This window comes from Paraliomyxa miuraensis (genome assembly GCF_026337845.1).
Lineage (GTDB): Bacteria > Myxococcota_A > Polyangia > Nannocystales > Nannocystaceae > Paraliomyxa > Paraliomyxa miuraensis.
Genome location: NZ_JAOVZF010000162.1, coordinates 218,247 through 240,759, shown reverse-complemented (window position 1 = coordinate 240,759; position 22,513 = coordinate 218,247). Strand labels below are relative to the sequence as shown.

Annotated in this window: 13 protein-coding genes; 5 read left to right on the top strand and 8 right to left on the bottom strand. The window is 69.9% G+C overall.

Features of this window, described 5'->3' with window-relative positions:
- Positions 1 to 268: 268 nt before the first annotated feature.
- Positions 269 to 1,960: a sensor histidine kinase gene (locus OEB96_RS38665; RefSeq protein ID WP_266221920.1), complete on the top strand. Its 1,692-nt coding sequence runs from the start codon at positions 269 to 271 to the stop codon at positions 1,958 to 1,960.
- 136 nt (positions 1,961 to 2,096) lie between these two features.
- Here OEB96_RS38665 and OEB96_RS38660 read toward each other — a convergent pair whose 3' ends face one another.
- Both OEB96_RS38660 and OEB96_RS38655 read right to left on the bottom strand, forming a co-directional pair.
- On the bottom strand, positions 2,097 to 2,744 hold the full coding sequence (locus OEB96_RS38660) for a DUF416 family protein (RefSeq protein ID WP_266221919.1): 648 nt from the start codon (positions 2,742 to 2,744) through the stop codon (positions 2,097 to 2,099).
- Between the two features lie 6 nt (positions 2,745 to 2,750).
- Positions 2,751 to 9,713 (bottom strand): RHS repeat domain-containing protein, encoded by a 6,963-nt coding sequence (locus OEB96_RS38655; protein WP_266221918.1) that lies wholly within the window; start codon positions 9,711 to 9,713, stop codon positions 2,751 to 2,753.
- Between the two features lie 569 nt (positions 9,714 to 10,282).
- On the opposite strand from OEB96_RS38655, the gene OEB96_RS38650 reads away from it, so the two are divergent.
- Positions 10,283 to 10,978: a hypothetical protein gene (locus tag OEB96_RS38650; RefSeq protein WP_266221917.1), complete on the top strand. Its 696-nt coding sequence runs from the start codon at positions 10,283 to 10,285 to the stop codon at positions 10,976 to 10,978.
- 97 nt (positions 10,979 to 11,075) lie between these two features.
- On the opposite strand, the gene OEB96_RS38645 is transcribed toward OEB96_RS38650, so the two are convergent.
- Genes OEB96_RS38645 through OEB96_RS38630 form a run of 4 tightly spaced genes read right to left on the bottom strand, consistent with a single transcriptional unit; the run spans position 11,076 to position 15,822 of the window.
- Positions 11,076 to 11,954, bottom strand: coding sequence for a universal stress protein (locus tag OEB96_RS38645; protein WP_266221916.1), 879 nt, complete (start codon positions 11,952 to 11,954; stop codon positions 11,076 to 11,078).
- Between the two features lie 44 nt (positions 11,955 to 11,998).
- A complete protein-coding gene (locus OEB96_RS38640; RefSeq protein ID WP_266221915.1) occupies positions 11,999 to 14,512 on the bottom strand; it encodes a cation-translocating P-type ATPase in 2,514 nt (837 codons plus the stop codon).
- A 3-nt stretch (positions 14,513 to 14,515) separates the two neighbouring features.
- The gene (locus OEB96_RS38635) at positions 14,516 to 14,923 is read right to left on the bottom strand and encodes a CBS domain-containing protein (RefSeq protein WP_266221914.1); all 408 of its coding nucleotides are present in this window, start codon (positions 14,921 to 14,923) and stop codon (positions 14,516 to 14,518) included.
- On the bottom strand, positions 14,920 to 15,822 hold the full coding sequence (locus tag OEB96_RS38630; RefSeq protein ID WP_266221913.1) for a universal stress protein: 903 nt from the start codon (positions 15,820 to 15,822) through the stop codon (positions 14,920 to 14,922). The genes OEB96_RS38635 and OEB96_RS38630 overlap by 4 nt, the downstream gene beginning before the upstream one ends.
- A gap of 198 nt (positions 15,823 to 16,020) precedes the next feature.
- On the opposite strand from OEB96_RS38630, the gene OEB96_RS38625 reads away from it, so the two are divergent.
- From OEB96_RS38625 to OEB96_RS38615, 3 genes are all read left to right on the top strand, one after another.
- Positions 16,021 to 16,434, top strand: a complete 414-nt coding sequence (locus tag OEB96_RS38625; protein WP_266221912.1) for a hypothetical protein — start codon at positions 16,021 to 16,023, stop codon at positions 16,432 to 16,434.
- Complete coding sequence (locus OEB96_RS38620) at positions 16,415 to 17,992, top strand: GMC oxidoreductase (protein ID WP_266221911.1); 1,578 nt, start codon at positions 16,415 to 16,417, stop codon at positions 17,990 to 17,992. The genes OEB96_RS38625 and OEB96_RS38620 overlap by 20 nt, the downstream gene beginning before the upstream one ends.
- Before the next feature lie 62 nt (positions 17,993 to 18,054).
- The gene (locus OEB96_RS38615; RefSeq protein WP_266221910.1) at positions 18,055 to 18,999 is read left to right on the top strand and encodes a serine/threonine-protein kinase; all 945 of its coding nucleotides are present in this window, start codon (positions 18,055 to 18,057) and stop codon (positions 18,997 to 18,999) included.
- Positions 19,000 to 19,003: 4 nt separating this feature from the next.
- Here OEB96_RS38615 and OEB96_RS38610 read toward each other — a convergent pair whose 3' ends face one another.
- Both OEB96_RS38610 and OEB96_RS38605 read right to left on the bottom strand, forming a co-directional pair.
- Positions 19,004 to 21,538, bottom strand: coding sequence for a serine/threonine protein kinase (locus OEB96_RS38610; RefSeq protein ID WP_266221909.1), 2,535 nt, complete (start codon positions 21,536 to 21,538; stop codon positions 19,004 to 19,006).
- A gap of 83 nt (positions 21,539 to 21,621) precedes the next feature.
- Positions 21,622 to 22,368 carry a hypothetical protein gene (locus OEB96_RS38605; RefSeq protein WP_266221908.1) on the bottom strand — a complete coding sequence of 249 codons (747 nt, stop codon included), beginning with the start codon at positions 22,366 to 22,368 and terminating at the stop codon, positions 21,622 to 21,624.
- Positions 22,369 to 22,513: the final 145 nt, after the last annotated feature.

The window sequence follows — 22,513 nt, the reverse complement described above, 5'->3', positions numbered from 1 at the left end:
CGACCTGCGGCGATGGCTTCGTCCACGACGGCGTCGAGACCCGCGACGACGGCAGCGACGAGGCATGGAGGTGGCATCGCCTTGGAAGACGCAAAGCCGAAGCGCCGCACCGGCTCTGGAGCATCACCCCCTTCGGGGCGGGCAAGGCGCGTGCACGGACGCGAGGTGTGCCGTTCGACTCACTCCACGAGTATGCTCTGGCCAGTGATGGGGCTCCTCCATGGTCATCGGTTCCTCGACGCATCTTCGCCATTGGTCGCACCTGCACATGAGCGGCGGCGCCTTGGCGCTCGCCGCGATCGTCCTCTTTGCGATGCGCCAGCTCGGGCTGTACCAGCCCGGCTATCCCGACGCGATCGCAGTGGCGGCGGTGCTCGGCGGGATGGCGCTCGGCGGGCGTCGCCGAGCCGCGCAGCACTCGTCCGACGAGGACAGCCCGCAGCTGTTCGACCTCATCCTCTGTACGCTCGCGTTCGCGGCGCTCGCACTCGGCCTGAGCTGGTGGGATGGCTTGCCGTTCGCGAGCGGCCTGGCGCTCATGCTGCTGGTGGTCGGAGCAATCGTCGGGACGGTGGCGTCGTACGTCGACCGCCGACTGTGGTGGACCTCGCTCGGCTTCGTGGTTGCCGCGGTGGTGACGATGGCGCTGCCCAAGTACCGCGGGGCCTGGGTCGCGCTCGCCGGGCTGGCCCTGGTGTCGCGCGACCAGACCTCCGTGCAGCGCGCGATGGCGCAGCGCCAGCTGCTGGCACGCGCCTCGAAGGTGCTGAACGAGTCGCTCGACTTCGAAACCACTCTGGCCATGGTGGCCAGGCTCCCCGTGCCACGACACGCCGACTGGTGCGTGGTGGACGTGCTCGAGGACGGCGAGCTTCGCCGGCTGGGGACGGCACACTTCGATGAGACCACGGCCCGAGTCGTGGAGGAGCTCGCGCCCGACACCCCGTCCAATTCTCAGGTGGGCGACGGCGTGCTCGAGATCCTGCGCACCGGCAAGTCGGTGCTCGTACCCAAGCGCAGGCGAAGCGTGACCACCGTGTCCCGGCAGGTGCGGCTGCGCTCGCTCCACGGGCCGGACGCTTGCTCGTACGTGGGCGTGCCGCTCATGCAAGGCGACACTGCCTTTGGCGTGCTCTCGTTGGTCATGGCCGAGTCCGGGCGGAGCTACGGCCCAGCCGACCTCGAGCTCGCGATCGCGTTGGCCTCGCGGGCCGTCGTTGCGCTGGAGAACGCCCGCCTGTTTCGCGAGGCCGAGCGCGCTCGCGCCGAGGCCGAGGCCGCCAGTCGCACCAAGGACGACTTCTTGGCCATGCTCGGCCACGAGCTGCGCAACCCGCTGGCCCCGATCATGACCTCGCTCGAGGTGATGAAGGGACAGCCCATCGACTCCGCCACCGAACGCGCGCGCCAGGTCATCGAGCGTCAGGCGCGGGCAATGATGCGACTGGTCGACGACCTGCTCGACGTCTCGCGCCTCGCCTACTCGCGCATCGAGCTCTGCCCGGAGTCGATCGAGCTCGCGGAGCTGGTCGGCAACGCGCTCGAGGTCGCGAGCCCCTCGATCGAGAAGCGCCGACACCGGGTGGAGGTCGACGTTGCTCCCGGCCTCGTCGTCGAGGTCGACGAGGCACGCATGGTGCAGGTGATCGTCAATCTCCTGAACAACGCGGCCAAGTACACCGAGCCCGGTGGCCTGATCTCGATCCGTGGAGCGGCCGAGGGGCATGAGGTCGTACTGCGGGTACGCGATGACGGTATGGGGATCGCCGCCGAGATGCTCCCGCGGATCTTCGAGGTCTTCGTGCAGCAGCCGCAGGGGCTCGAGCGCGCCCAGGGAGGCCTGGGCCTGGGCCTCAGCATCGTCAAGAGCCTCGTGGAGCTGCACGGCGGCCGGATCTCCGCGCATAGCGACGGACTGGGCACGGGCAGCGAGCTGGTCGTGCGCCTGCCCGTGCCATGAGCACTGTGGCGGCTGACGGCCTCGAGCCGTAGATCTGCGGCGGCGACCAGGCCCGGGTGGGAGGCTCGGATCTGAGCGCGCGCCTGTTGCCCACCCGCTCTTGCGGTCGATTCTGGTGTCGGCTGCTTGTCGCCGGTCAAGGGCTCTCTCTTGCGGCCTGGGTTGGTAGCAAGCGGATGGCGCTGTACTGGTTGCGGACTGCTCGGTTCCGCAATCTGGAGACGAGTTCGTTGTCGATCTTGGTCGCTGCCAGGATTTCCCGTAGGTCTTCGTCTTGAAATCCGACCTCCTGCAGAAATGACTCACTGGAAGTAAAATCGGCAAGCGTCATCGCCGCCTGAGGGTCGTCTCCCAGGTCGAGGAACCCAGTGGACTCAACGCAGTGGGCAACTCGGAGAATCTCGAACGCTCCATCAACGGGGATGGCATTCTCGTCGGTGATGTCTGCCGCGCAACCCAAAGCCGAGGAGATCAGAAGACACTCGTCTTGCGCAAACGTCGTCTCAACCGACTCAAAATCGTCCGCGTGTGGTGTCTGACGCAGCAATCCGTCGAGCGCAGTTTGGGCAACCTCGCGGTCGAGATGCTGACGTAGAGCAGATTCCCATGCCAAGTCGAGATGATTTCTCACTTCTTTCGTGTCTCCCCACCGCTCCGCCCGTGAGAATGCCGTGTAGAGCGGGAAGAACCTCTCCGCGCAGCAGGCGTAGAACAGAGACGCCTGCGCTAAAGAGAGGGCCCGGAGACGGCGATCCATTTCTGCAACATGTTCGTCCAAAGACATGGGGCCCTACTTATTGTCAACCTCAACACCTGCGCGTTGTAGCCGTCCTGCGCAATTGTGTTCGCCTGGCCCACATGGTGATCGCCGAGATGTTCCAACACGTCTCAGATCGGGAACCTCTCGGAGGAGATCCTCTTCGGCATGCGAGCCTCGACGTGAAGGCACACGGCGCACTCCTAGGCGGTCTGCGGCTGCTCGCTGTCCGGCGTCGAAGCCATTGCTTGATGCGGCGTGGAGCCCCCCACTCGCATCTTCGCCGACAGCGATCGTCCGCCGACTCCGCGCCTGAACAGAGCCGGCTTCCCGAATCTCGTCCGCCATTCCTTGGAGTCTCCCCCTCGCAGCCTTCCGCACGTCGCCCGCTGCGTCTGCGACGTCCGCCACTGCATCGACTGCATCGCCGAGTCGCTTGCCTGCCTTGCCGCCGGGAATGAGGCTGAGCAGTCCCTCGGCCCCGGAGGACATGAGCACGTCGAACGTGTCCTCGCCATTGTCGAGCCGTTGGACGGCATCGTACACCGACTTCAGCGTCGATACGACCGGGATGAAGTCCGTCCCGATGTCCACCGCGGTGCGGGCCCAGTCGTCGATCGGTGCGTCCCAGATGTAGACCGGGCCGCGCTTGGTCACGCCGCCGGAGCACGCGGCGATCTCGGCACACATGTCCGGGGTCACCCGGATCGTGAACTCCGGCGTACCGCCGGGTTGACCGGCGTCGCTGCCGTGACGGGTGTGGCCAGCCGTGTGTGGGTTGTGGCTCGGGCCGCCCTGGCCGATGCCGTTGTACGCGTCGAACATCGCCACGGCGCGGTTCCACGAGTCGAGTGCGGAGCTCGGGGAGTTGGGATCGGGGACGACAATGGGGCGGTAGCAGTGGGTCTCGCTGTCGCACAGTCGCGGCAGCGCTCGCACGTCGTCGTCCGAGGCGCCGAAGCTCCCGGCGTAGCCCGTGGGATCGGTGGCCACGAGCGGCCGGTTGTGTACGTAGCTCCAGCGGTTGTAGGCCTGACCGTCGAGGGGTGAGACCACCAGCGGGTCGGGCGAGAAGAACCTCCCGAGCCACGGGTGGTACATGCGACCGCCCATGTCCAAGAGCCCCGCGTCGAGCCGCGCAGGGTGGCCGGTGAAGCCGACGCCGAGGTCATCGAGCACGTCCTCGTCGAGCGGCTGCGTCCAGTCCTCCGCGTCGCGGGCCTGGCCCCATGGGTCGAACGAGGCGCGGCGTACCACCTTGCCGATGTCGTTGGTGACCACGTGGGTCGAGCCGAGGTGATCGTCGTGGAGGAATTCGATCGCATCCCTCCACACCGAGAAATCCCCAGCCTCCTCGATGGTCCGCACGATCTGCGCCACGGTGCGCCCGGCCGCGGGCACGCGGTACGTCAACCGCAAGTCGCCCGCGACGTCGCGGCGCTCGTAGAGACCCTGCACCACGACCGTCAGGTCGTCCTCGAGCGCCGAATGGCGCGAGAACCGATTGCCCTGCGCGTCGTAGCGAAAGTCCAGCGTCTCCGCGCCATCGACGATCTGCCGCACCTTGTCGAAGGGGGTGTACGTGAGCGTGCGGCCGCCGTGGTCGATGACGTTGCCGCGGGCGTCGTAGCCCATCAGCACGGGCACGCCGATGCCGTAGGCGAAGAGCCGCCCGTCCTCGTAGACGTAGCCGCCCACGTCGGACTTGTGGGTGATGTTGCCGACGTCATCGTATGAGACGTCGACGACGCTGCTCCCGAGTGCGCCGGTGACCGAGGCCTGCGTGAGCCGCCGCAGGTCGTCGTGCTCGAACACCTCCTGCTGCCCGCTCACGACGTCGAAGCGCTGCTCGAGCTCGCCCCACGGGTGCCAGTCGTAGCCCAGGCTCTGGACCAGGTGGCCGGGGCTCGAAGTCTGCACGGTGGTGGGCAGGCCCGTGAGCGGCTCGTAGGTCCGGGTGGTTTCGAGACCATTGCCGAAGCGCTCGAGCGTGAGGCGACCGGCCTCGTCGGCCTGAAGCGCCGACCACAACACCGTGGTGTCGCCAAGCTTGGCTCGGCGAAGGTAGCCGGCGCCATCGTAGTGGTAGTCGACGCGCAGGCCAGGGTCTCCGTCCACCGACGGGTAGTGCAGCGACTGCAGCCGGTCGCCGAGCCCGTAGTCGAAGTGCAGCTCCAGCGCTCCGGGCACCGTGAGTACGAGGTCGGACACCGCGACCGAGTGAAGACGCCCCGAGGCGTCGTAGCCGTAGGTGGTCAGGATGTCGTCGGGGCCCTCGCTCGTGTGCAGCCGGCCGGGCCGGATGACGTCGTAGGTGTGCGTGGTGTCGCCGTCGGCGTCGTGACGCGCGAGCACGCGGCCGAGGGCGTCGTACTCGAACCCGATGACCTCACCTGCTCCATCGCTTTGCTCGAGCAACTCTCCAAAGCCGTTGTAGAGGCGGGTTCGGGTGCCGAACGAAGGATCGGTCTCGGTGACGATCCGGCCCGCCACGTCGTGCTCGTACGTGCTGATCCAGGGCGTGTGCGGGTCGGTGCAGTCCCGACGGACCTCGCCGAGCACACCGAAGGCGCCGTACTCGAAGCAGGTGCTCGTCCCATGGGCATCGATGCTCACCGCCACCCGCGAGGCGGCGTCCGTCTGTAGCAGCGACGTCGCGCCGCTCTCGTCCGTGTGGGCGGTCTGCAATCCCTTCGCCAGCAGTCCGTAGGCGAAGTACTCGTGGTCGCCGTCGGGGTGCTCGACGTCGGTCACGCGATCGAGGCCGTCGTACTCGGTGGTGGTGTAGCCGCTCGGCTGCTCCGAGGCCCAGGTGGGGAGGCTCCGGCGATGCACGCGGCCGCGCCCGTCGTAGAGCGTGCTCACGTAGACCTCGCCGCCATGGCCCACCATGTTGTCGGGCACCTCGTCGAGCGCCTGCATGCCCCACCACGCCTCTTGCATCACGTGCCCGGTGGCGCCGTAGTCGGTGGTGAGTTCCTGGCCATCGGGCGCGGTCGTCCGCACGCGCAGCGCCGACTCGACCTGGAGCGTGTCATCGTGGACCGGGCCACCGAGCGCGTACTCGACCGTGGTCACGTTCCCATCGGACAGCCCCATCGGCGACGCGCGTCGCTCGTGCCGAGTGGGTCGCAGGAAGCCGTCGTAGCGATGCACCCAGGTCACCCCGTCGGCGGCGACCTCGGCGATCGGTACCCCCGTGCTGGGCTCGTGGATCACCCAGCTCTCGTGCCCCGCCGCATTGATCATCGACTCGGGATGCACGCCCTCGGCGTCCCACTTGGTGGTTGTTGTGCGGACGTCGCCCTGGAGGTTGGTCAGGGTGGTCGTGATCACGTTGCCGCGGCCGTCGTACCCATACGTGGTGTCGAGCCGCGCCACCGGATCGTTGGGGGCAAAGGTCGAGCTGGTGACGGCGCCGGTAACCGGATCGTAGGTCGCGGTGTGAGCACGCTCGACGCACTGACCACTCACGCAGCTCTGCTCGCTCCACGCCTCGGCATGGCCCACGATCCACGCGGCCTGATCGTCGAGCATCGCATCGACCTCGTAGATCCGCTGCTCGGCGTCGTTGGTGGTCGTGGAGGAGACGATGGTGCCCAGACCATCGCGTTCCTGCTCGATCGTGAGCCACTGGAAGCGCTCGCTGGGCCTGAACTCGCAGTCGATCGTGCAGCTCACGTCCCGCACGAACACGTCCACGTCTTGGCGTGCCGGGTAGGTGAACAGCGTATCTCCGCCCAGGCGAGGCTCGACCACGGTCTCGAGGTGCTGCTGTGTGCGCGTGAGCCAGTACTGCACCACGCCAGCGTCATCGACGACTCGGCGCTGCTCGATCTGTTCCACCGGGCGACCGGCCGTGGGATAGTCGGCGTGCTGATCGTCTCGATCGTAGGCGTAGCGGATCCACGTGTGGCGATCGAGCTGCCCTTCGCGCCAGCGCTCGACCTCGGCGAAGCCCAGCAGGCCGTGGCCCCACGCGTCGACCACGGCATCGTGGTAGGCGTAGCGATCGACCTCGAGGTCGGCCTGCGGGTTGGCCTGCGTCGCATGCCGAGTGACCACGGCCATCGCCCCCTTGGCGCCCGTCCTCGGGTAGGTGTGCGGGCCCGCGATCCCGTGCGCGCCCGTCGTGGAGATGGTCTCGTAGTCGATCTCCACGATCGCTCCGAGCCCGTTGGTGATCTTCGTGACGCGGTTGTGCGGCTTGCTGTAGTTGGTGGCGAAGGTGTTGATGAGGTACGGCCAGTCGGTGGGGTTGTCCTCGACGTAGCCGAGGAAGGTGATCTGCGCACGCTCGTGGACTGAAGGGGCGAGCGTCATCACCTGGAGATGCGTGGCCGCCTCGGTCCGCTCGCGCCAAGTGATCTCGTCGGTGTACGCGGGCCAACCCGAAGGGATCCCTCCCACGGGATGATCGGTGTACGTGCCGTCGCCGTTGGAGACCACGGCCGTCCAGCCACCACCCCAGCCCGACGACGGCAGGAGGAGGTCGACGATCCCGTCGAGGTCGAAGTCGTAGAGTTGCGCGGCCTGGAAGCCGAGCCATAGGTTGGCGTGCGGGTTGCCCTGGAACGTGTGCATGGGCGGGCCCGGCTCGAAGCCGTCGCCCGTATTGATGTAGGGCCGGATCACCGTGGGGTGGTTGGCCTCGACGTCGGTGCCGCAGACGATGCCCTCGCCCCAGTGCCCGCCGTCGTCCAGACCCAGGGGCAGCGCGGGGTTGCCGGGATGGTCGCCCGACGCCAACTCGTAGCGCACGACGTCGACCAGGCCATCGCCGTTGACGTCGGCGAGCTTGTCGAGCCCCAGCCCCGCACTGGCGACCGGCCGGCCGAAGACCGCACGCGAAAGACCGTTGCGGCAGCGGCGGTCGTGCCAACGCTGGTACTGATCGCGAGGCAGGCCGGTGGGCTCCAGCGTCCCCGGGGGACCACCGGGTTCGAACGCGAGCGCGAGGTAGTCGGCGCGCTGATCCTCGGGCAGCGGCAGGTACCCGTCGTGATACGCCTGCGGGCTCGCGAAGTCGGCCGGGACCGGCATGGCGGCACCCGTCGCGTAGGCGGGGACTACCAGCAGATCCTGACGACCACCCCGAAGGCTGGTCACGAGCAGCTCGTCGTGCACCGAGCAGCCCACACCGCTGTCGTACGCGGTGAAGTGGTAGTGGCCCGAGGGACCCGCAGGATCGGGGCCGCGCTTGGCGAGCACCCAGCGCCCGCTCTTGTAGCCCTCGCCTTGGCACAGCCACAGATCGGTCAGGCCATCGCCGTCGTGATCGAGCGGAATCACGGAGTAGATCGGTGCACCCGAGAGCCCCGCGTCCTCCTCGACGAACGACACGGGCTCGCTGAAACCGGGTGGGGCGGACTCGCCTTCGGGCGTGGCGGCGACGGCCACGACCACTTTCTTCGCGAAGCGATACCCCCATGCATCCACCCATGGCCCGCCCATGAGGTCGCGTCGGGGGATCAGCAGATCATCACGCAGATCGCCGTTGGCCTCGATCACCATGATCGAGAACCCCGGCTGGAGCCGGTCGAGGTGCATCGCAGCGGCGGCATCGACGAGGGTTTGCTCCTCCTCGACGGTGAGTTCCTCGTCGTCTGGCACCGCGGCCAGGGCCGCGTCCACCTCGGCCTCGATGAGCGCCTCCACGTACGCATCGCCCTCGGGCAGCACCGTGGGCCACGACACGACGACCGGCGTATCGAGTAGGTCGAACTGCGAGGTGCCGTCCCAGGCTCTCCAGCCCGCGTCGGTGAAGTAGAGCAGGTCGTGGTCGGAGTCGCCGTCGAAGTCGCCGACCAACCGCGTGGGCGAGCTGGCGAACGGCACCGGATCGTCGACGAGCTCGGCGTCGGGCCCGAGGAAGACGCCGTACGGGACGAAGCTCATCGCGAGCGAACCCGGGGCCCCGCCCGGAGCGCTCCACTCGAACGTGGTCTGGGGCAGGCATGCGCCCGCGGCATCGCACTTCTTGACCCATTCGATTCGGCTGCGGCCGGAGAGCGGGTCGAGGTCGTAGCTCAGCACGTAGCTGGCGATCACCTGCGCGTAGGGCCCCTCGACGGTGATCGTCTCGAGCCGCTCGGTGCGACCCTGCACCACGCCCGCCACGTAGCCCCACGAGACATCGGTGCGAGCGACGTAGCCGAAGCGGACGTGTCGTCGGCTCGCCTCAGAGCCCGTGCCCGCGTAGGCGATCTCATAGAGCTGCAACGCATACGGATCGGAACCCCCGGCGGGCTTGGGAGCGTGATACCGATACTCGATGCCGTTGCCGAAGCGATCCTCGGCGCGGCGCGGCGCCCAGATCCACGGCACGGGGTCGCCGTCGATCTCGTGGAACAGCATGGCCTCGGGCTGGCCCAGAGTGAGGACCCGGCCGTCCTTGGTGAAGACCTCGAAGTAGCTGTCGCGAGCGTTGGTGTCGGCGTGCCCGACGATCTTCGCGAACGGATCCCGACGCGTGCGGTACTCCGCACCGTCGAGGCCATGCACCCCCGCGACCAGCACCAGGCGCTCGTCGCCCCAACAAAGCGGATCGGCCTGCTCGAATTCGAAGGGCCCATTCGTGCCGTCGAGCGCGAGCGTGCGATTGCAGCGGCGGATCGGCGGGGCGATCCCCCCTAGAGAGAACCCGACGCCCAGTGGACCGTCTTGCGTGGTGCTTCGGTACTCTAGCGACAGCTCCGGCGTCATCGCCCCAACACCCGGCGCAACGTCGAGCGGGATCGAGTAGACAGCCTGGCCGGTCGGCGTGACCCCGGAGCGCCCGGGCAGCGTGCCAACCTCCGCAGAAGGATCGAACGCGACGGCCTGCCCGCGGAGCTGTGCGACCTCGTCCGCGAGCGTGACCGGGGGTAGCGGTGGCGGTGCCAAGCCTCCGCGTGGCGCGACCTCGGCCGAAGAGGAGCCACCGCCGCACGCCTGAGCCAACAGCAGCGCGATCGCAGCGATCGTGAACGTGAAGCCAAGAGAACGAATGGGCATGGATCCCTCCAAACGAGCGCACCGAAGACCAGCCGCCGCATCACGACGAAGCCTTCGCTGGATGACGAATCTGGCGGGCCGGCTCGGGAACACCAGCGCCCTCGAGTGATGACCATCGGCGAGCTACGCCACGCTCATGAGCGGGTCAAATGAGAATCGGGCAGGACGACGATTTCCAGGGCGCGAGCACGATCTACGAATCCATCGCACTCCAACGAGTCATGCATTTGCCAGCCAGCAGCCTCAGAGGCCGGCGACCCCATCGACGGGCTCGCCGGCTTCGATTCATCTACGCTGAACCCATCCGTTGGGTCCCCCACGCATCTCGCGAGCCCAGGCACCCATCCGATGGGGTCACCCATGCCCCCCCGCAAGCGCCCCTCCACGAACGCGCACATCACGCCAAATGGGACATCAATGTCCCATTTGGGCGTGCCCCGGATTCGCGCACCACCAGATCCGTCCGACAACGGCCGTTCTCGGCGTTCCTCGAACAATCGTTGATCGATCCTCCCTCGACCCCGACAGCCGCTCACGAACCCCACGGGGAACGAAGGAGCAAGAAGACGATGCAACGAGCACTGAAGCTGGCGATGACGATGGCGATGACGATGACGATGACGATGGCGGCCTGTGACGACGGCCCCGCCGAGCTCGAGGACCTGCAGACCGAGCTCGACCAGGACGGACTGGAGCACGAGGTCCACTCCGAGCTCCGGGCCCCCGCCGCAACCCAGGCCGTGGTGACCGCCCCGCAGGTCACGGTCGTGGCGTGGAGCGACGGCGATGACATCCGAGCGACGGCCTCCTGTACCGACTATTCGCTCTACGCCGCCGACACCACGCGCTGCTACTGCGACGGCTTGGCCGAGCTGGGCCACACCGGCTACGGCGAAGGCGGCGCGGACATCAAGTGCAAGATGTGTACGGACGGCGGGGGCTGGCCGTGTACCCTGACGCCCAACAACGGCAGCCGCGAGGTCGAGCTGACCTTCGCCGACGCCGATGGCACCACCTCCTACAGCTACGTCGACGAGGCCAACCAGGTCGCCCCGGTCGATCCTCCAAGCGGCTCGGAGTGGGTGCTCAGCTGCGACGAACCACCCGCGAGCTGCCACTACACGTGCGATCCCGGCGGGGAGCCGTGCACCTGCGGCGAGGACTTCCTCGAGTTCGCGGTGGTCCGGCCATACTGGCAAGGCGGCGTCCGGCACATCACGGCCGAGGGCGGGTTCCACATCTCGCTCGGGGCGGGGGCTTGCTGACGAGGCGCGAGGCGAACCACTGGCAGCCTGCACGAGCCGGGGTCGGCCAGTCCTCGACCGACTCCACCCATTTTCGCCGTGGACTTGGGACCCCGGCTCACCCCGGATTCGGCACCACCGCCACCGGCACCTCGCACGCCGCCGCCAGATCCGTCGCCACGCTCGAGCTGAACAGCCGCATCCCCAGCCCCAGCCCTCGCGATCCACACACGACCAGCGGCGCCCGCTCGTTCCGAGCGACCTCCGCCAGCCGATCCACCACCGACCCCTCGCTCACATGCCGCGGCACGCCGTCCAGGCCGTGCGCATGCATCCACGCGATCAGGTTGCGCTCGTGATCCCCTCGCAGCTGGCGGAAGAACTCCCCCGCCAGCCCCGACGGAACCATCTCGGCCGCGAGGTAGTCGTCGCCGGGCACCACGTGCGCCACCGCGAGCGGCCGCCCGAGATCCACCGCGAGCTCCTTGGCGAACTCCGCCGCCCCGGCCGCATTCTCATCGGTCCCGGCCGCCAGCAGCACGGGTCCATCCCCCACCTGCTCGGGCTTCAGATCGGGCGGCACCACCACCACCGGCGCCGGTAGGGCTCGCAGCAGCCGCCGGGCCACCCGCCCCAGCCGTACGACCCTCCGCTCGCCGCGACGCGCCTGACGGCCGATGATGAGCCCGCGTACCCCCGGTTGGCCGGCCAGCTGCTCGAGCGCGTCCTCGGCCGAGCGCCCGCAGATCACCCGCCGCTCGGCCAGCGCCCCTTCGGCCCCCGCGTCTGCCACCACGCGCTCGGCCGCACGGGCGGCCCGCGTCTCGACCTCCTCGAGGTGATGGTAGCGAAGCAGCTGGCGCAGCTCGGCCTCCTCGAGCACGTGCACGCCCACGAAGCGAGCGCGCTCCGACGGCATCACCCCGCGAAGCCACCGCGCATAGCCGAGCGCCCCCTGGCCCCGGTCGCTCAGGTCCATTCCAACCACCCAAGTCATCGCCTCGCCTCCTCGCCGTCGTGCTTCGCAGCCACCATGCTGTTCTACTCGCCATCGCGCGACCGCGAGCTCGAACCGATTGCGGGGCTCGGGTCGCCATTGCGCAGATCTTGCTCTTGCGTGCCGTCCCAAGACCGCTCGCCGCGGATCAGGAGCGCCTCGGCCAGCGCCGGCAAGAACCCGAGACCCAGCGCCACCCCCCAGTGCCATGCGTCGGGCACCCCGAGCTGGAACACGCCGCGCAGCACGGGCACCCCGACCAGCAAGCCCTGGAGCGCCGCGGACACCAGCACCAGCCCCACCAGCCGGGGATACATGCGAACCCCCGGACGCCCCGCCCGTCGCACCGCGGGCGCGCGCAGCAGGATCGCGAACACCAGCGTGGTGAAGGCCACCGTCCGGGCGACCGCCACGTCGTACTGCTGCAGCGCCCACCAGAACGCCGCCAGCGTGGCCGCCGACTGGAGCACCGCCGCCACGCCGATGCGCCGCCACTGCCGACGGCCCAGCAGCGGCTCGCTCGGCGGGCGGGGCGGCCGATGCAGGAGATCGCCGGTCGCGGGATCGGTGGCCAGGGCCAGCCCGGGCAGCGGCTCGGTCACGAGGTTGATCCACAGCAGGTGCAAGGGAAGCAGCGGCAGCGGCATGCCAGCGATCACCGCCCCCAGCATCACGAGGATCTCGGCCGCGTTGCCGCCCAGCAGGTAGATCACCGCGCGACGGATGTTGTCGTAGATCCTCCGGCCCTCGGAGATCGCATCGACCATGCCCGAGAGGTCGTCGTGGGTGAGCACCATCTCGGAGACCTCGCGGGTGAGCTCGGTGGCGGCGCCTCCCATGGCCACGCCGATGTCGGCCTCGCGGATCGAGGGCGCATCGTTGACGCCGTCGCCGGTCATGGCCACCACCTCGCCGCGGGCCCGCAGCTCGTGGACGATGCGGGTCTTGTCCTCGGCGGTGGCGCGAGCATGGACCACGGCCGCGGGATCGACCCCGTCGCGCAGCAGGCCCATCTCGCGAGCGATGGCCTCGGCCGTGACCGCGTGGTCGCCCGTGATCATCACCACCCGAATGCCAGCCCGCCGCGCCGCCTCGACCGCGGCCATCGCCTCGGGTCGCGGCGCATCGGCGAGCCCGAGCAACCCGAGCAGCTCGAGGTCGCGCTCCTCTTCGCCCTGGCCGGTCGCGACCGCCAGCACCCGCAGCCCGCGACCGGCCAGCTCGAGCTGGGCCTCGTGCGCCCCTGCGGCCGGCTCCCCGCACAGCGGGAGCACCACCTCGGGCGCCCCCTTGAGGTAGAGCACCCCGTCGGCTCGCAGGATCGACATGCGACGCCGAGCGGTCTCGAACGGACGCACGCGCACCCGCGGAGCCTGCTGCTCGAGCTCGGCGCGGTGGATGCCCACCTCGGCGGCGGCCCGCAAGATCGCGACCTCGGTGGGATCGCCCACGCCCTCGCCGTCGTGCAGCTCGGCATCGCTGCACGCCACGGCGGCCTGCAGCAAGGCGCTCCGGGCCTCGTCCGAGCTCGCGTCGGCCTCGCTCGCGCGCTCGCTCCGTCCCCTGGCCCACGTCTCGCGCAGGGTCATCACACCGGTGGTGAGGGTCCCGGTCTTGTCGGTGCAGATCACGGTGGCGCACCCCAGCGTCTCGACCGAGGCGAGGCGCCGCACCAGCACGCCGCGCTCCGACATGCGATGCACGCCGCCGGCCAGCGCCACGGTGACCACCGCCGGCAATCCCTCGGGAACCGCGGCCACGGCCAGGCTCACCGCGCCCATCAGCACCTCGAGGCCGCCCATGCCGCGCCAGAGGCCCACCAGCGCCACCACGCCCACCAGCGCCACGCAGGCGTACACGAGCGTGCGCCCCAGCTGCGCCAGCCGTCGCTGCAGGGGCGAGCCGTCGTCCTCGGCCTCGGCGAGCATGCCCGCGATGCGGCCCATCTGCGTCGCGCGTCCGGTGGCCACGACCTCGGCGTAGCCGGTGCCGGTGGCCACCGAGGTCCCCATGAACACGTGGTCGAAGCGCTCGGCCAGCGGCGCGTCGTCGGGAACCGGCGCGGGGTCCTTCTCGACCGGCACGCTCTCCCCGGTGAGGTTGGCCTCCACCGTCGACAGCTCGTGGGCTTGCAGCAGCCGGGCATCGGCCGCCACCACGTCGCCGGCCTCGAGATCGAGCACGTCGCCCACCACGACCTCGGCCGCGGGCACGGTGACGCGATGGCCACCCCGCAGCACCCGCGCCCGCCGGGCAGTGAGCGAGCGCAAGGCGATCACGGCCCGCTCGGCGCGGTGCTCCTGCACCGCCCCCACCACCACGTTGATCGACACGATCACCCCGATGGCGACCGCATCGATCACGTGCCCCATCACGCCCGAGAGCACGCAGCTGGCCCCCAGCACCGCCATCAGCGGATTGGCGAGCTGGGCGCCGATCACCTTGGCCCAGCCGGTGGGGGGCTTGCTCGGCAGCGCGTTGGGGCCGTCTCGCTCGAGACGGGCCCTGGCCTCGGCGATGCTCAGGCCAGTGGGAACCGGCGGCGAGTCGGCGGGCACGCGCTATCGACCACCGCCGACGAGGAGGTCCACGCAAAGGCGCAAGGCGTCGGTGGTGGTCACGATGCCCACGACCCGATCGTCTTCCACCACCACGGCCGTGCCGTACTTGTGCTCGGCCATCTCGCGCAGCACCGCGGGCAGCGATGCGCCCGGTGGAACGGCGTAGGGCTCGGAGGTCATCGCCTCGCCCACGGAGACCTCGTTGGGATCGATGCCCGGCAGGCTCTCGACCATGGCCAGGTCGCGGTCGCTCACGATGCCGACCAGCCGACCGCCGCGGAGCACCGGGAGGTGCCGGATGCCGTGCTTGTGCATGCGGTAGGCGGCCTCGGACATCGGCTGCTCGTCGCCGATCGAGTGGGTCGCATCGCTCATGATCTCGGAGATGGTTCGGTCGTGGAGGGTCATGGAATCGAGTCCTCGGGAGTGGGGTCGGGCGGCACCACGGCCACCGGCACCGGTGCATGGGAAGACAGCGAGGTGGCGTGGCTCGCCCGAAGCTGGCGCGCCACCCAGGACAGGCGCCGGGCCCCGCACACCACCAGCGGAGCACCGCGGCGAGCGATCGCCAGCAGCTCGTCGATGGCGGCACCGGCCGGCAGCTCGAGCTCCACCTCCACCCCGTCCCAGCCCTGCTCGTCGATGTAGCGGCGAGCCTGCTCGCGGGCGGTGTGGTAGCGGGTGCTGCGGGCGCCTTCTTGGGCCTCGCGGGGCAGGAACGTCAGGCCCACGTCGGAGGGCGGCAGCACGTGCACGACCAGCAGCGGTCGGCCCCACTCGCGGGCGCGCTCGCCGGCAAAGCGCGCCGCGGCGGCCGACGAGGGGCCGAGATCGGTGGCCAATACGATCGGCCCGACGAGCCGCGCGGACTCGAGGTCGGGCGGCACCACCACCACCGGTCCCGCCGCGTGGCGCAAGAGGTGCCGCGCCACACGACCCAGGCGCGGCGGAAAGCCCTCGCGCAGCGGGCCCTGGCGACCGACGATGAGCCCGGTGGCGCCGCGATCGGTGAGCTGCGCATCGAGGACCTCGTCGGCGGCACCGCCCGGCACCGCGTCGACCTCCTGGAAGCAGCCCTCCACCCCCGCCTGCCGCAGGGCCACGCGAGTGGCCTCGCGGGTCAGCGACATCAGGTGCCCCCGCGAGTGCAGGCCGAGCTTGACGGCGTAGTGCTGATCGAGCTGCTCGACCACGTGCACCGCCTGCAGCTCCACCGAGGGGCCGCCATGTTCGTGCAGCCAGGCCGCGTATCGCAGCGCCCCGGCGCTCGTTGCTCGGAGATCCATGCCGACGAGCCAGCGCGTCACGAGGGGAAGCATGATTCGAATGCGAGCGGGACGCGACGCAGATTCTGCGTCTACGCGCAACTGGCGCGAGATCGTCGAGAATCCAAGCCCTCCCCCCGTGCGCATGCGCGAGGTCTGCGAGAGCCTGGACTTCTACGATGAGGAGACGGACGTGATGGAGGTCGGTCATCGAAGCCGTCACGTTATGCTCGACCCGTCGTGACCGACTCGCTCGACGCCGACCGCCGCTTCGTACTCCGGGCGCTGGCCTGCCTGCTGCCGACGATGGCGTGCGCCCGTACGTCCCTCCCCCCGCTCGAGCTGTGGCCGATCCCCACCGCCCCCGTTCCCACGGCCGTCTTCGTGCTCGGACGGCAGTACCTCGCCGCGCACCCCGAAGAGAACGACCTTGGCACGCTCCGAGCGGCGCTGGGCCTCGACGTCCCCGAGCCCGACCCGGGTACGATCGACGACTTCGACGGTGCCATCCGCCACGATCTCCAGACCCGCGACGTCGTCGAGCTCGAAGGCTGGCAGCTCTCCCGCACCGAGTGCCGCCTCTACGCGCTCGCGACCCTCACCCTCACCACCCCTGCCCGAGTCCACTCGCCCGATGCACGTCGACGCCCGTGAGCACGACCAGGCCTCGATCCGGACCGACGTATGCATCATCGGTGCGGGCGCGGCCGGAATCACCCTCGCCGTCGCCCTGATGAACTCGGGCCGGCGCACGCTGCTGGTCGAGAGCGGCGGCTTCGAGCGCACCACCGAGCACGATCTCCTCAACGCGGCCGAGACTCCGACGATCGGCGGCGGCTATCTCTCCGGCTCGCGCGTCCGGATCTTCGGCGGCACCACCTCGCACTGGACCGGCTTCTGCCTGCCGCTCTCCGCCGCGACCTTCGCCGAGCGCCCCTGGGTCCCCGACAGCGGCTGGCCGATCGACGGCACCGAGCTGCACCCGTTCTACGAGCGTGCCTGCATCCAGATCGGCATCGACCCGTGGGACCCCGACGCCTGCGATCCGATCCCCTCCCCCGAGCTGCCGCGCCTGTCGCTGGCCAGCCCGAGCGACGAGTTCGAGACCCGCGTCTACCAGATCCGCCGCCGCACCCACTTCGGCGACCAGTTCCGCGACATGCTGACCGAGGCCGACGACGTGACGCTGCTGACCCACGCCACGTGCACCGAGCTTCGAGCCAGCGAGCGCGCGGTCGACCACGCGCTGCTCCGCACGCTGACCGGCAAGCGCATCGAGGTGCAGGCCAACGCCTTCGTGCTGGCCACCGGCGGCATCGAGAACGCCCGCCTGCTGCTCGCGTCGACCCAGGGCCGCCCCAAGGGCCTCGGCAACGATCGCGATCTCGTCGGTCGCTACTACATGGATCACCCCGAGCTCCTGGTCGGCGAGGCGCTGCTATGGCCGGGCTGGGACCTCGACCTCTACGCAGGCCACCGCCTCGAGGACCGGCTCGTGCAGATGGGCGCCATGTTCACGACCACCGCACACCAGCGAGCGCGCGGGCTCCTCCAGGCCGGCATCCAGCTCGGACGCGCCGGCTCGCGCTGGGGCAACCCCCAGACCCACGCCACCGATCACGCCGTGGCAGCCGCGGCCTTCTGGCTCGACTGCGCCCGCGGTGGCGCTCGCGAGGGGGCCTGCGTGCCCTCGGCGCAGAAGACCTCGCTGTTCGTCCGCAGCGAGCAAGCCCCCGCCCCGGACAACCGCGTGACGCTCGCAGAGGAACGCGACGCCTTCGACACCCCGCTGCCCCGGCTGCAGTGGCGGATGAACGAGCTCGACTGCGTCTCGCTCCAGCACACGGTCCAGGCGTTCGGCGACGCACTCCTCCGCGAGGGCCTGGGCCGCCTGCGCTCGTTCCTCACCCACACCGATCTCCGCCACGTGGACACCATCTACGGGCCCTCGCTGACCGACGAGCAGCGCGAGCGCATCAACCTCGAGCAACGTCCCACGATCCTCGTGTGGGGCCACCACATGGGCACCACCCGCATGTCCGACGACCCTGCGCGCGGCGTGGTGGATCGACACTGCCAGGTGCACGGCGTGGACAACCTCCACGTGGCGGGCTCCTCGGTGTTCCCCACGGGAGGCGCGGCCAATCCAACGCTCACGATAGTCGCGCTGGCCCTGCGTCTGGCCGATCGCCTCCGCACTGCGCGTTCATGAACCGACCACGGGCCACCGGGCCTGCGTGCGCCTTCCGCCATCCCCGGCTACTCTTGCCCCGGATGCCCCCGACCCAACGTGGTCCTCTCCCCGACCTGCTGCCCGCGGGCACGCGGCTGGCCAAGCACTACGTGATCCACGAGCGGCTTGGGGGTGGCGGCATGGCATCGGTGTACCGGGGCGAGCACACCACCATCGGGCGACCGGTCGCGATCAAGGTGCTCTCCCGCTCCCTGTGCCTCAAGCCCGCGGTGGTGGTGCGCTTCCTCCAGGAGGCACGCGCCTCGTCGAAGGTGCGCCACGAGAACGTGGTCGAGGTGACCGACTTCGGCGAGACCGAAGACGGTCGACCGTTCATGGTGATGGAGTACCTCGAGGGCGAGAACCTCGCGGTCACCCTGCGCCGCGAGGGGCCGCTGCCGTGGGACCGCACCCGACCGATGCTGCTGCAGCTGCTCGCGGCCCTGCAGGCGGCGCACGAGCACGGCGTGATCCACCGCGACATGAAGCCCGAGAACGTGTTTCGGATCTCGCGCATGGGCAGCGACGACTTCCTCAAGGTGTTCGACTTCGGCATCGCCAAGGTGCTGCTGGGCGACGACGGCAATCCGGCCAAGCCGCTGACCATCGAGGGGCAGATCCTCGGCACGCCCGCCTACATGGCCCCGGAGCAGTGCCTGGGCGACGCGGTGGACGCCCGCACCGATCTCTACGCGGTGGGCGTCATCGCGTTCCAGATGCTCACGGGGCGCCCGCCGTTCGAGGGCGACGAGACCTCGGTGCTGCTCTACAACCAGGTGTATACGCGCGTGCCCGACATGCGCGAGGTGGCCCCCAGCATCCCGGTAAACCGCGGGGTGGAGGCGCTGGTGCGCAAGGCCCTGGCCAAGGATCGCGACGACCGCTTCGAGACCGCACAGGAATTCGCCGAGGCGCTCCTCGCCGACGACAACAGCTCGTCGGGGCTGCTGCCCATGCTGCGCGGCTTGTTCCGGCGCCGCCGCTGACGGGCTACCAGCTCACCCGCTCGTTGATCGGGTGATCCTCTTCGCTCGCCGGGAAGTTCCACTGCTCGACGATCCGAAGCGCACAGGTCCCCACCGGCTGCCCCTTGGGCTCGACCTTGGGGGTATTGGCCCGGCCGCCGTTGCGATCCACGAAGGTGTCGATCTTCACCGGGCCCTCTCCCAGCTTCTTGCAGCGGGAGCGAATCCTGTCCTTCATCGACGTGAGCGATTGCTCGAAGGTCAGCGTCTTCTTGGGCGCGACCTTCTTGACCACCGTGGGCTCGGGATCCGGATCGTCGGGCTCTTCGGGCTTGGGCTGCTCGGGCTCCTCGGGATCGAGCTGCACGTCTTGAGCCTTCTGCGTGCGGGTGACCTTGGCCAGATCGCCTTCGGGATCCTCGAGACCCCGCGCAATGAGCAACGCCAGACCGATCCCGAGCAGGATCACCCCCACGCCGATGCCCACCAGCAGCAGCGTCCGCCGCTTGGGCTCCTCGTCCTGGTCGTACTCCACCGCGCCCAGCGACTCGGGCGAAGGAGGCAGCGCCGAGGTCAAGGGCGGCGCATTGGCGCCGGGCATCGGGCGATCGCCCAACGGTGGAATGCCGGGCCCCACTCCTCGAAGCGGCATCCCGGCGCCCACGCCAGCCCCCGCAGAGCCGGCCATCCCCACGCGGGGCGGAATGCCGGGGCCCACACCGCGACGGATGCCATCGCCCGAGCCCAGATCGGAGTCATCGGGCGGCGGCATCCCAGGTCCGGCGCTCAGGGGCGGCAAGCCAGGACCCGAACCCAGCGGCGGCATGCCCCCGCCCACCGGCGGATAGCCCGGCCCCGCCGGCGGCATTCCGGGCCCGGCCCCCAGCGGCGGCAACCCATTCGACGACGGCAGGCTCGCGCTCGACCCCGCCGGTGGAATCCCGGGACCCGCACTCAGCGGGGGCAGCCCACCACCGGCGGGTGGATAACCCGGGCCGGCGCCAGCCGGCGGATACCCCGGCCCTGCACCAACCGGCGGATACCCCGGCCCTGCACCAACCGGCGGATACCCCGGCCCTGCACCAACCGGCGGATACCCCGGCCCGGCGCCAGCCGGCGGATACCCCGGCGGCATCCCGGCCCCTCCCGCGGGTGGATAGCCCGGTCCTGCACCCGCGGGTGGCATGCCCGGCCCCATGCCCAGAGGAGGCATGCCCGGCCCGGCCTCGGGCGGAGGAGAATAGGGCGAATGGGAGTCGGGCCCCATTCCCGTAAAGGGCGAGCTCATGCTTCCTGGTGCGATCGTGGGTGAGGGCACCGCCATGCCCGGAGCGATCGTCGGTGGCGGCGCCGGTCCGTCATTGGACACGGCCGCGCCCAGGCCCATGCGCAGCCCAGGTCGCGAGGCGAGGAACGACGAGGTGGCGCTGCTTCCAGCATAGGCAGGCGCCGCAGGGGCGGCTCCTCCGATGGAGCCGCCATAGGGATCATAGGGTGCGGGCTCGGACTCTCCGATCGTTCCGCTGATCCCACCGCCACCATCGCCGATCGAGCCGGCCACGATCACCGACGGCTGCTTGGGCGGGGGCGCGGCGGGGCCCGACGAGTTGCCCGAGCTCATGCGCGCGAATCGAGGGTTGCTCGCAGACGGGCTGGGCGCGGGACCGGTGCCTTGCGCGTGGGCAGGAATCGCCGCAATCGCCTGCTCGAGCTGGGCGGCGCTGCCAAAGCGCTGGTCGGGGGTCTTGCCCAGACAGCGCATCACCAGCTGCTCGACCGCCTCGGGGATCGAGGGGTCCACGTCCCTCAGCGGTGGCACGGGCTTTTGTGCGTGCTGGGAGATGATCTGAAACGGATTGCCGCTCGCGAACGGCACCTGCCCCAGCAAGAAGTGGTAGAGCACCACGCCGAAGGCGTAGATGTCGGACTGTGGCGTGACCTGCCCGCCAAAGCCCTGCTCGGGCGACATGTAGAGGGGATCGCCGAACATCCCCGCCGTGGTGGAATCGGGGGAGGCCTGCTGCGCCGCCACGCCCACCTGTGCCATCCCGAAGTCGGCCACCTTCACGAACGGGTCGCGCTTGCCCCGAGGATCGAGCACCACGAAGCAGTTGGCCGGTCGCAGCGACCCGTGGACCATGCCGTTGGCATGGGCGGCCGACAGCCCGGCGGCGATCTGAGCCGCCACGGCCCGTGCCTGCGCCCATGGCCAGCGCCCGTCGCGGTCGAGGATCTTCTGCAGCGTGTCGGCCACGACCAGCTCGACCGAGGCGTAGACCGACTGCGTCGGCGTGTAGCCGAACTCCTCGATCGTCACCACGTTGTCGTGGCGGATCTGAGCCGCGGCGCGAGCCTGCTGCAGGAATCGGTCGAGCACGTTCGGCTTGGCCGCAAGCGGGGCCCGCAGCACCTTGATCGCAAAGTGGCGACCGCTGCCCGTGTGCCGCGCCTCGTACACGCAGGTCAGCTCGCCCTCGCCCAGGCGCTGCATGACCTGATAGCGCCCATCGAGCATCTGCCCCACCAGGTTGGGCTCGGGCAGCGCCACCGCCTCGGGCATCGCCGGCGCAGGTGCCGATGCCCCGCCCCCGCCGGGCAGCTGGGACGAAATCGGTTGCGGGTTGAGTGACGCGCGTTCCTCGGTCATCGCAAGGTCCCGAAGCGGCCGCGCACCGAGACTCCGGCCAGGCCGCGTCCGGTCCACGGCGATACCGTGTCGAGGTCGATCCGACCGAGCTGGGCTCGCCCTTGCTTGCGCTTCCAGGTGGCCAGCCGCACGGCCCCCGGAATGGTGAACGCGACCCCGCCCCCCATGAGGATGCCGCCGGTGATCTCGAGGGCCGGCGTGCCGTCGTCGGCGTTGGGCTGTACCAGCCCCACCACCAACAGCGCAGTCCCGGTCACGAACAGCGAGGCGCCCACCGTCACCAGCGCCACCCCGGCTCGATCCACCCCGATGATGGCCGGGGCCGCGGGACAATTCTTGGGCGGGGGCGTGGGCCCAACCACCGGCTCCTCCGGGGTCGGCTCGCCCTCCTTGGGCATCTCGGCTCGCACCTCGGCGAGCTTGTCGTCGGCCCAGGCGCGATCGACCACCCCGCAGCCCTCGAGCTTGCCGCGGTTCAGTTCCTCGAGATAGCGCAGCAGGAACGTCTCGGCGTCCTCGAGCAGCTGCACGTCGCGATCGATGCGCCAGCCCTTGAGGTACGAGGTCACCGCTCGATCGGCCGCGAACCTGCCCGTGTTTCCGACGCGATCGATGAGATCCATCGCGTCGAACGCCGAGACGAAGGTCCGCGCCGCTTGCTGGTCCTCACCCGCTTCCACCTGCGCGTCGGCCTGCTTGAGCAGGGACCGGTGCGCATCGGACTGTGCGGCTGGACACGCCATCGCCGCATGCATCCCTGGAGCCGTGGTGAGAGGAGAGGACCACGCCGTGAGCGTTCCGAGCACCCCCGCGATCATCGCCGCTTGCACGGAGTCGACTCTATCGAACGGCTCCCCACGCGAGCAACACACCCCGGCAACGAGCCCC

Coding starts and splice junctions, on each gene's coding strand:
- OEB96_RS38665 (WP_266221920.1), top strand. CDS start 269: ATGAGCGGCGGCGCCTTGGCGCTCGCCGCGATCGTCCTCTTTGCGATG.
- OEB96_RS38660 (WP_266221919.1), bottom strand. CDS start 2,744: ATGTCTTTGGACGAACATGTTGCAGAAATGGATCGCCGTCTCCGGGCC.
- OEB96_RS38655 (WP_266221918.1), bottom strand. CDS start 9,713: ATGCCCATTCGTTCTCTTGGCTTCACGTTCACGATCGCTGCGATCGCG.
- OEB96_RS38650 (WP_266221917.1), top strand. CDS start 10,283: ATGCAACGAGCACTGAAGCTGGCGATGACGATGGCGATGACGATGACG.
- OEB96_RS38645 (WP_266221916.1), bottom strand. CDS start 11,954: ATGACTTGGGTGGTTGGAATGGACCTGAGCGACCGGGGCCAGGGGGCG.
- OEB96_RS38635 (WP_266221914.1), bottom strand. CDS start 14,923: ATGACCCTCCACGACCGAACCATCTCCGAGATCATGAGCGATGCGACC.
- OEB96_RS38620 (WP_266221911.1), top strand. CDS start 16,415: ATGCACGTCGACGCCCGTGAGCACGACCAGGCCTCGATCCGGACCGAC.
- OEB96_RS38615 (WP_266221910.1), top strand. CDS start 18,055: ATGCCCCCGACCCAACGTGGTCCTCTCCCCGACCTGCTGCCCGCGGGC.
- OEB96_RS38610 (WP_266221909.1), bottom strand. CDS start 21,538: ATGCCCGAGGCGGTGGCGCTGCCCGAGCCCAACCTGGTGGGGCAGATG.
- OEB96_RS38605 (WP_266221908.1), bottom strand. CDS start 22,368: ATGGCGTGTCCAGCCGCACAGTCCGATGCGCACCGGTCCCTGCTCAAG.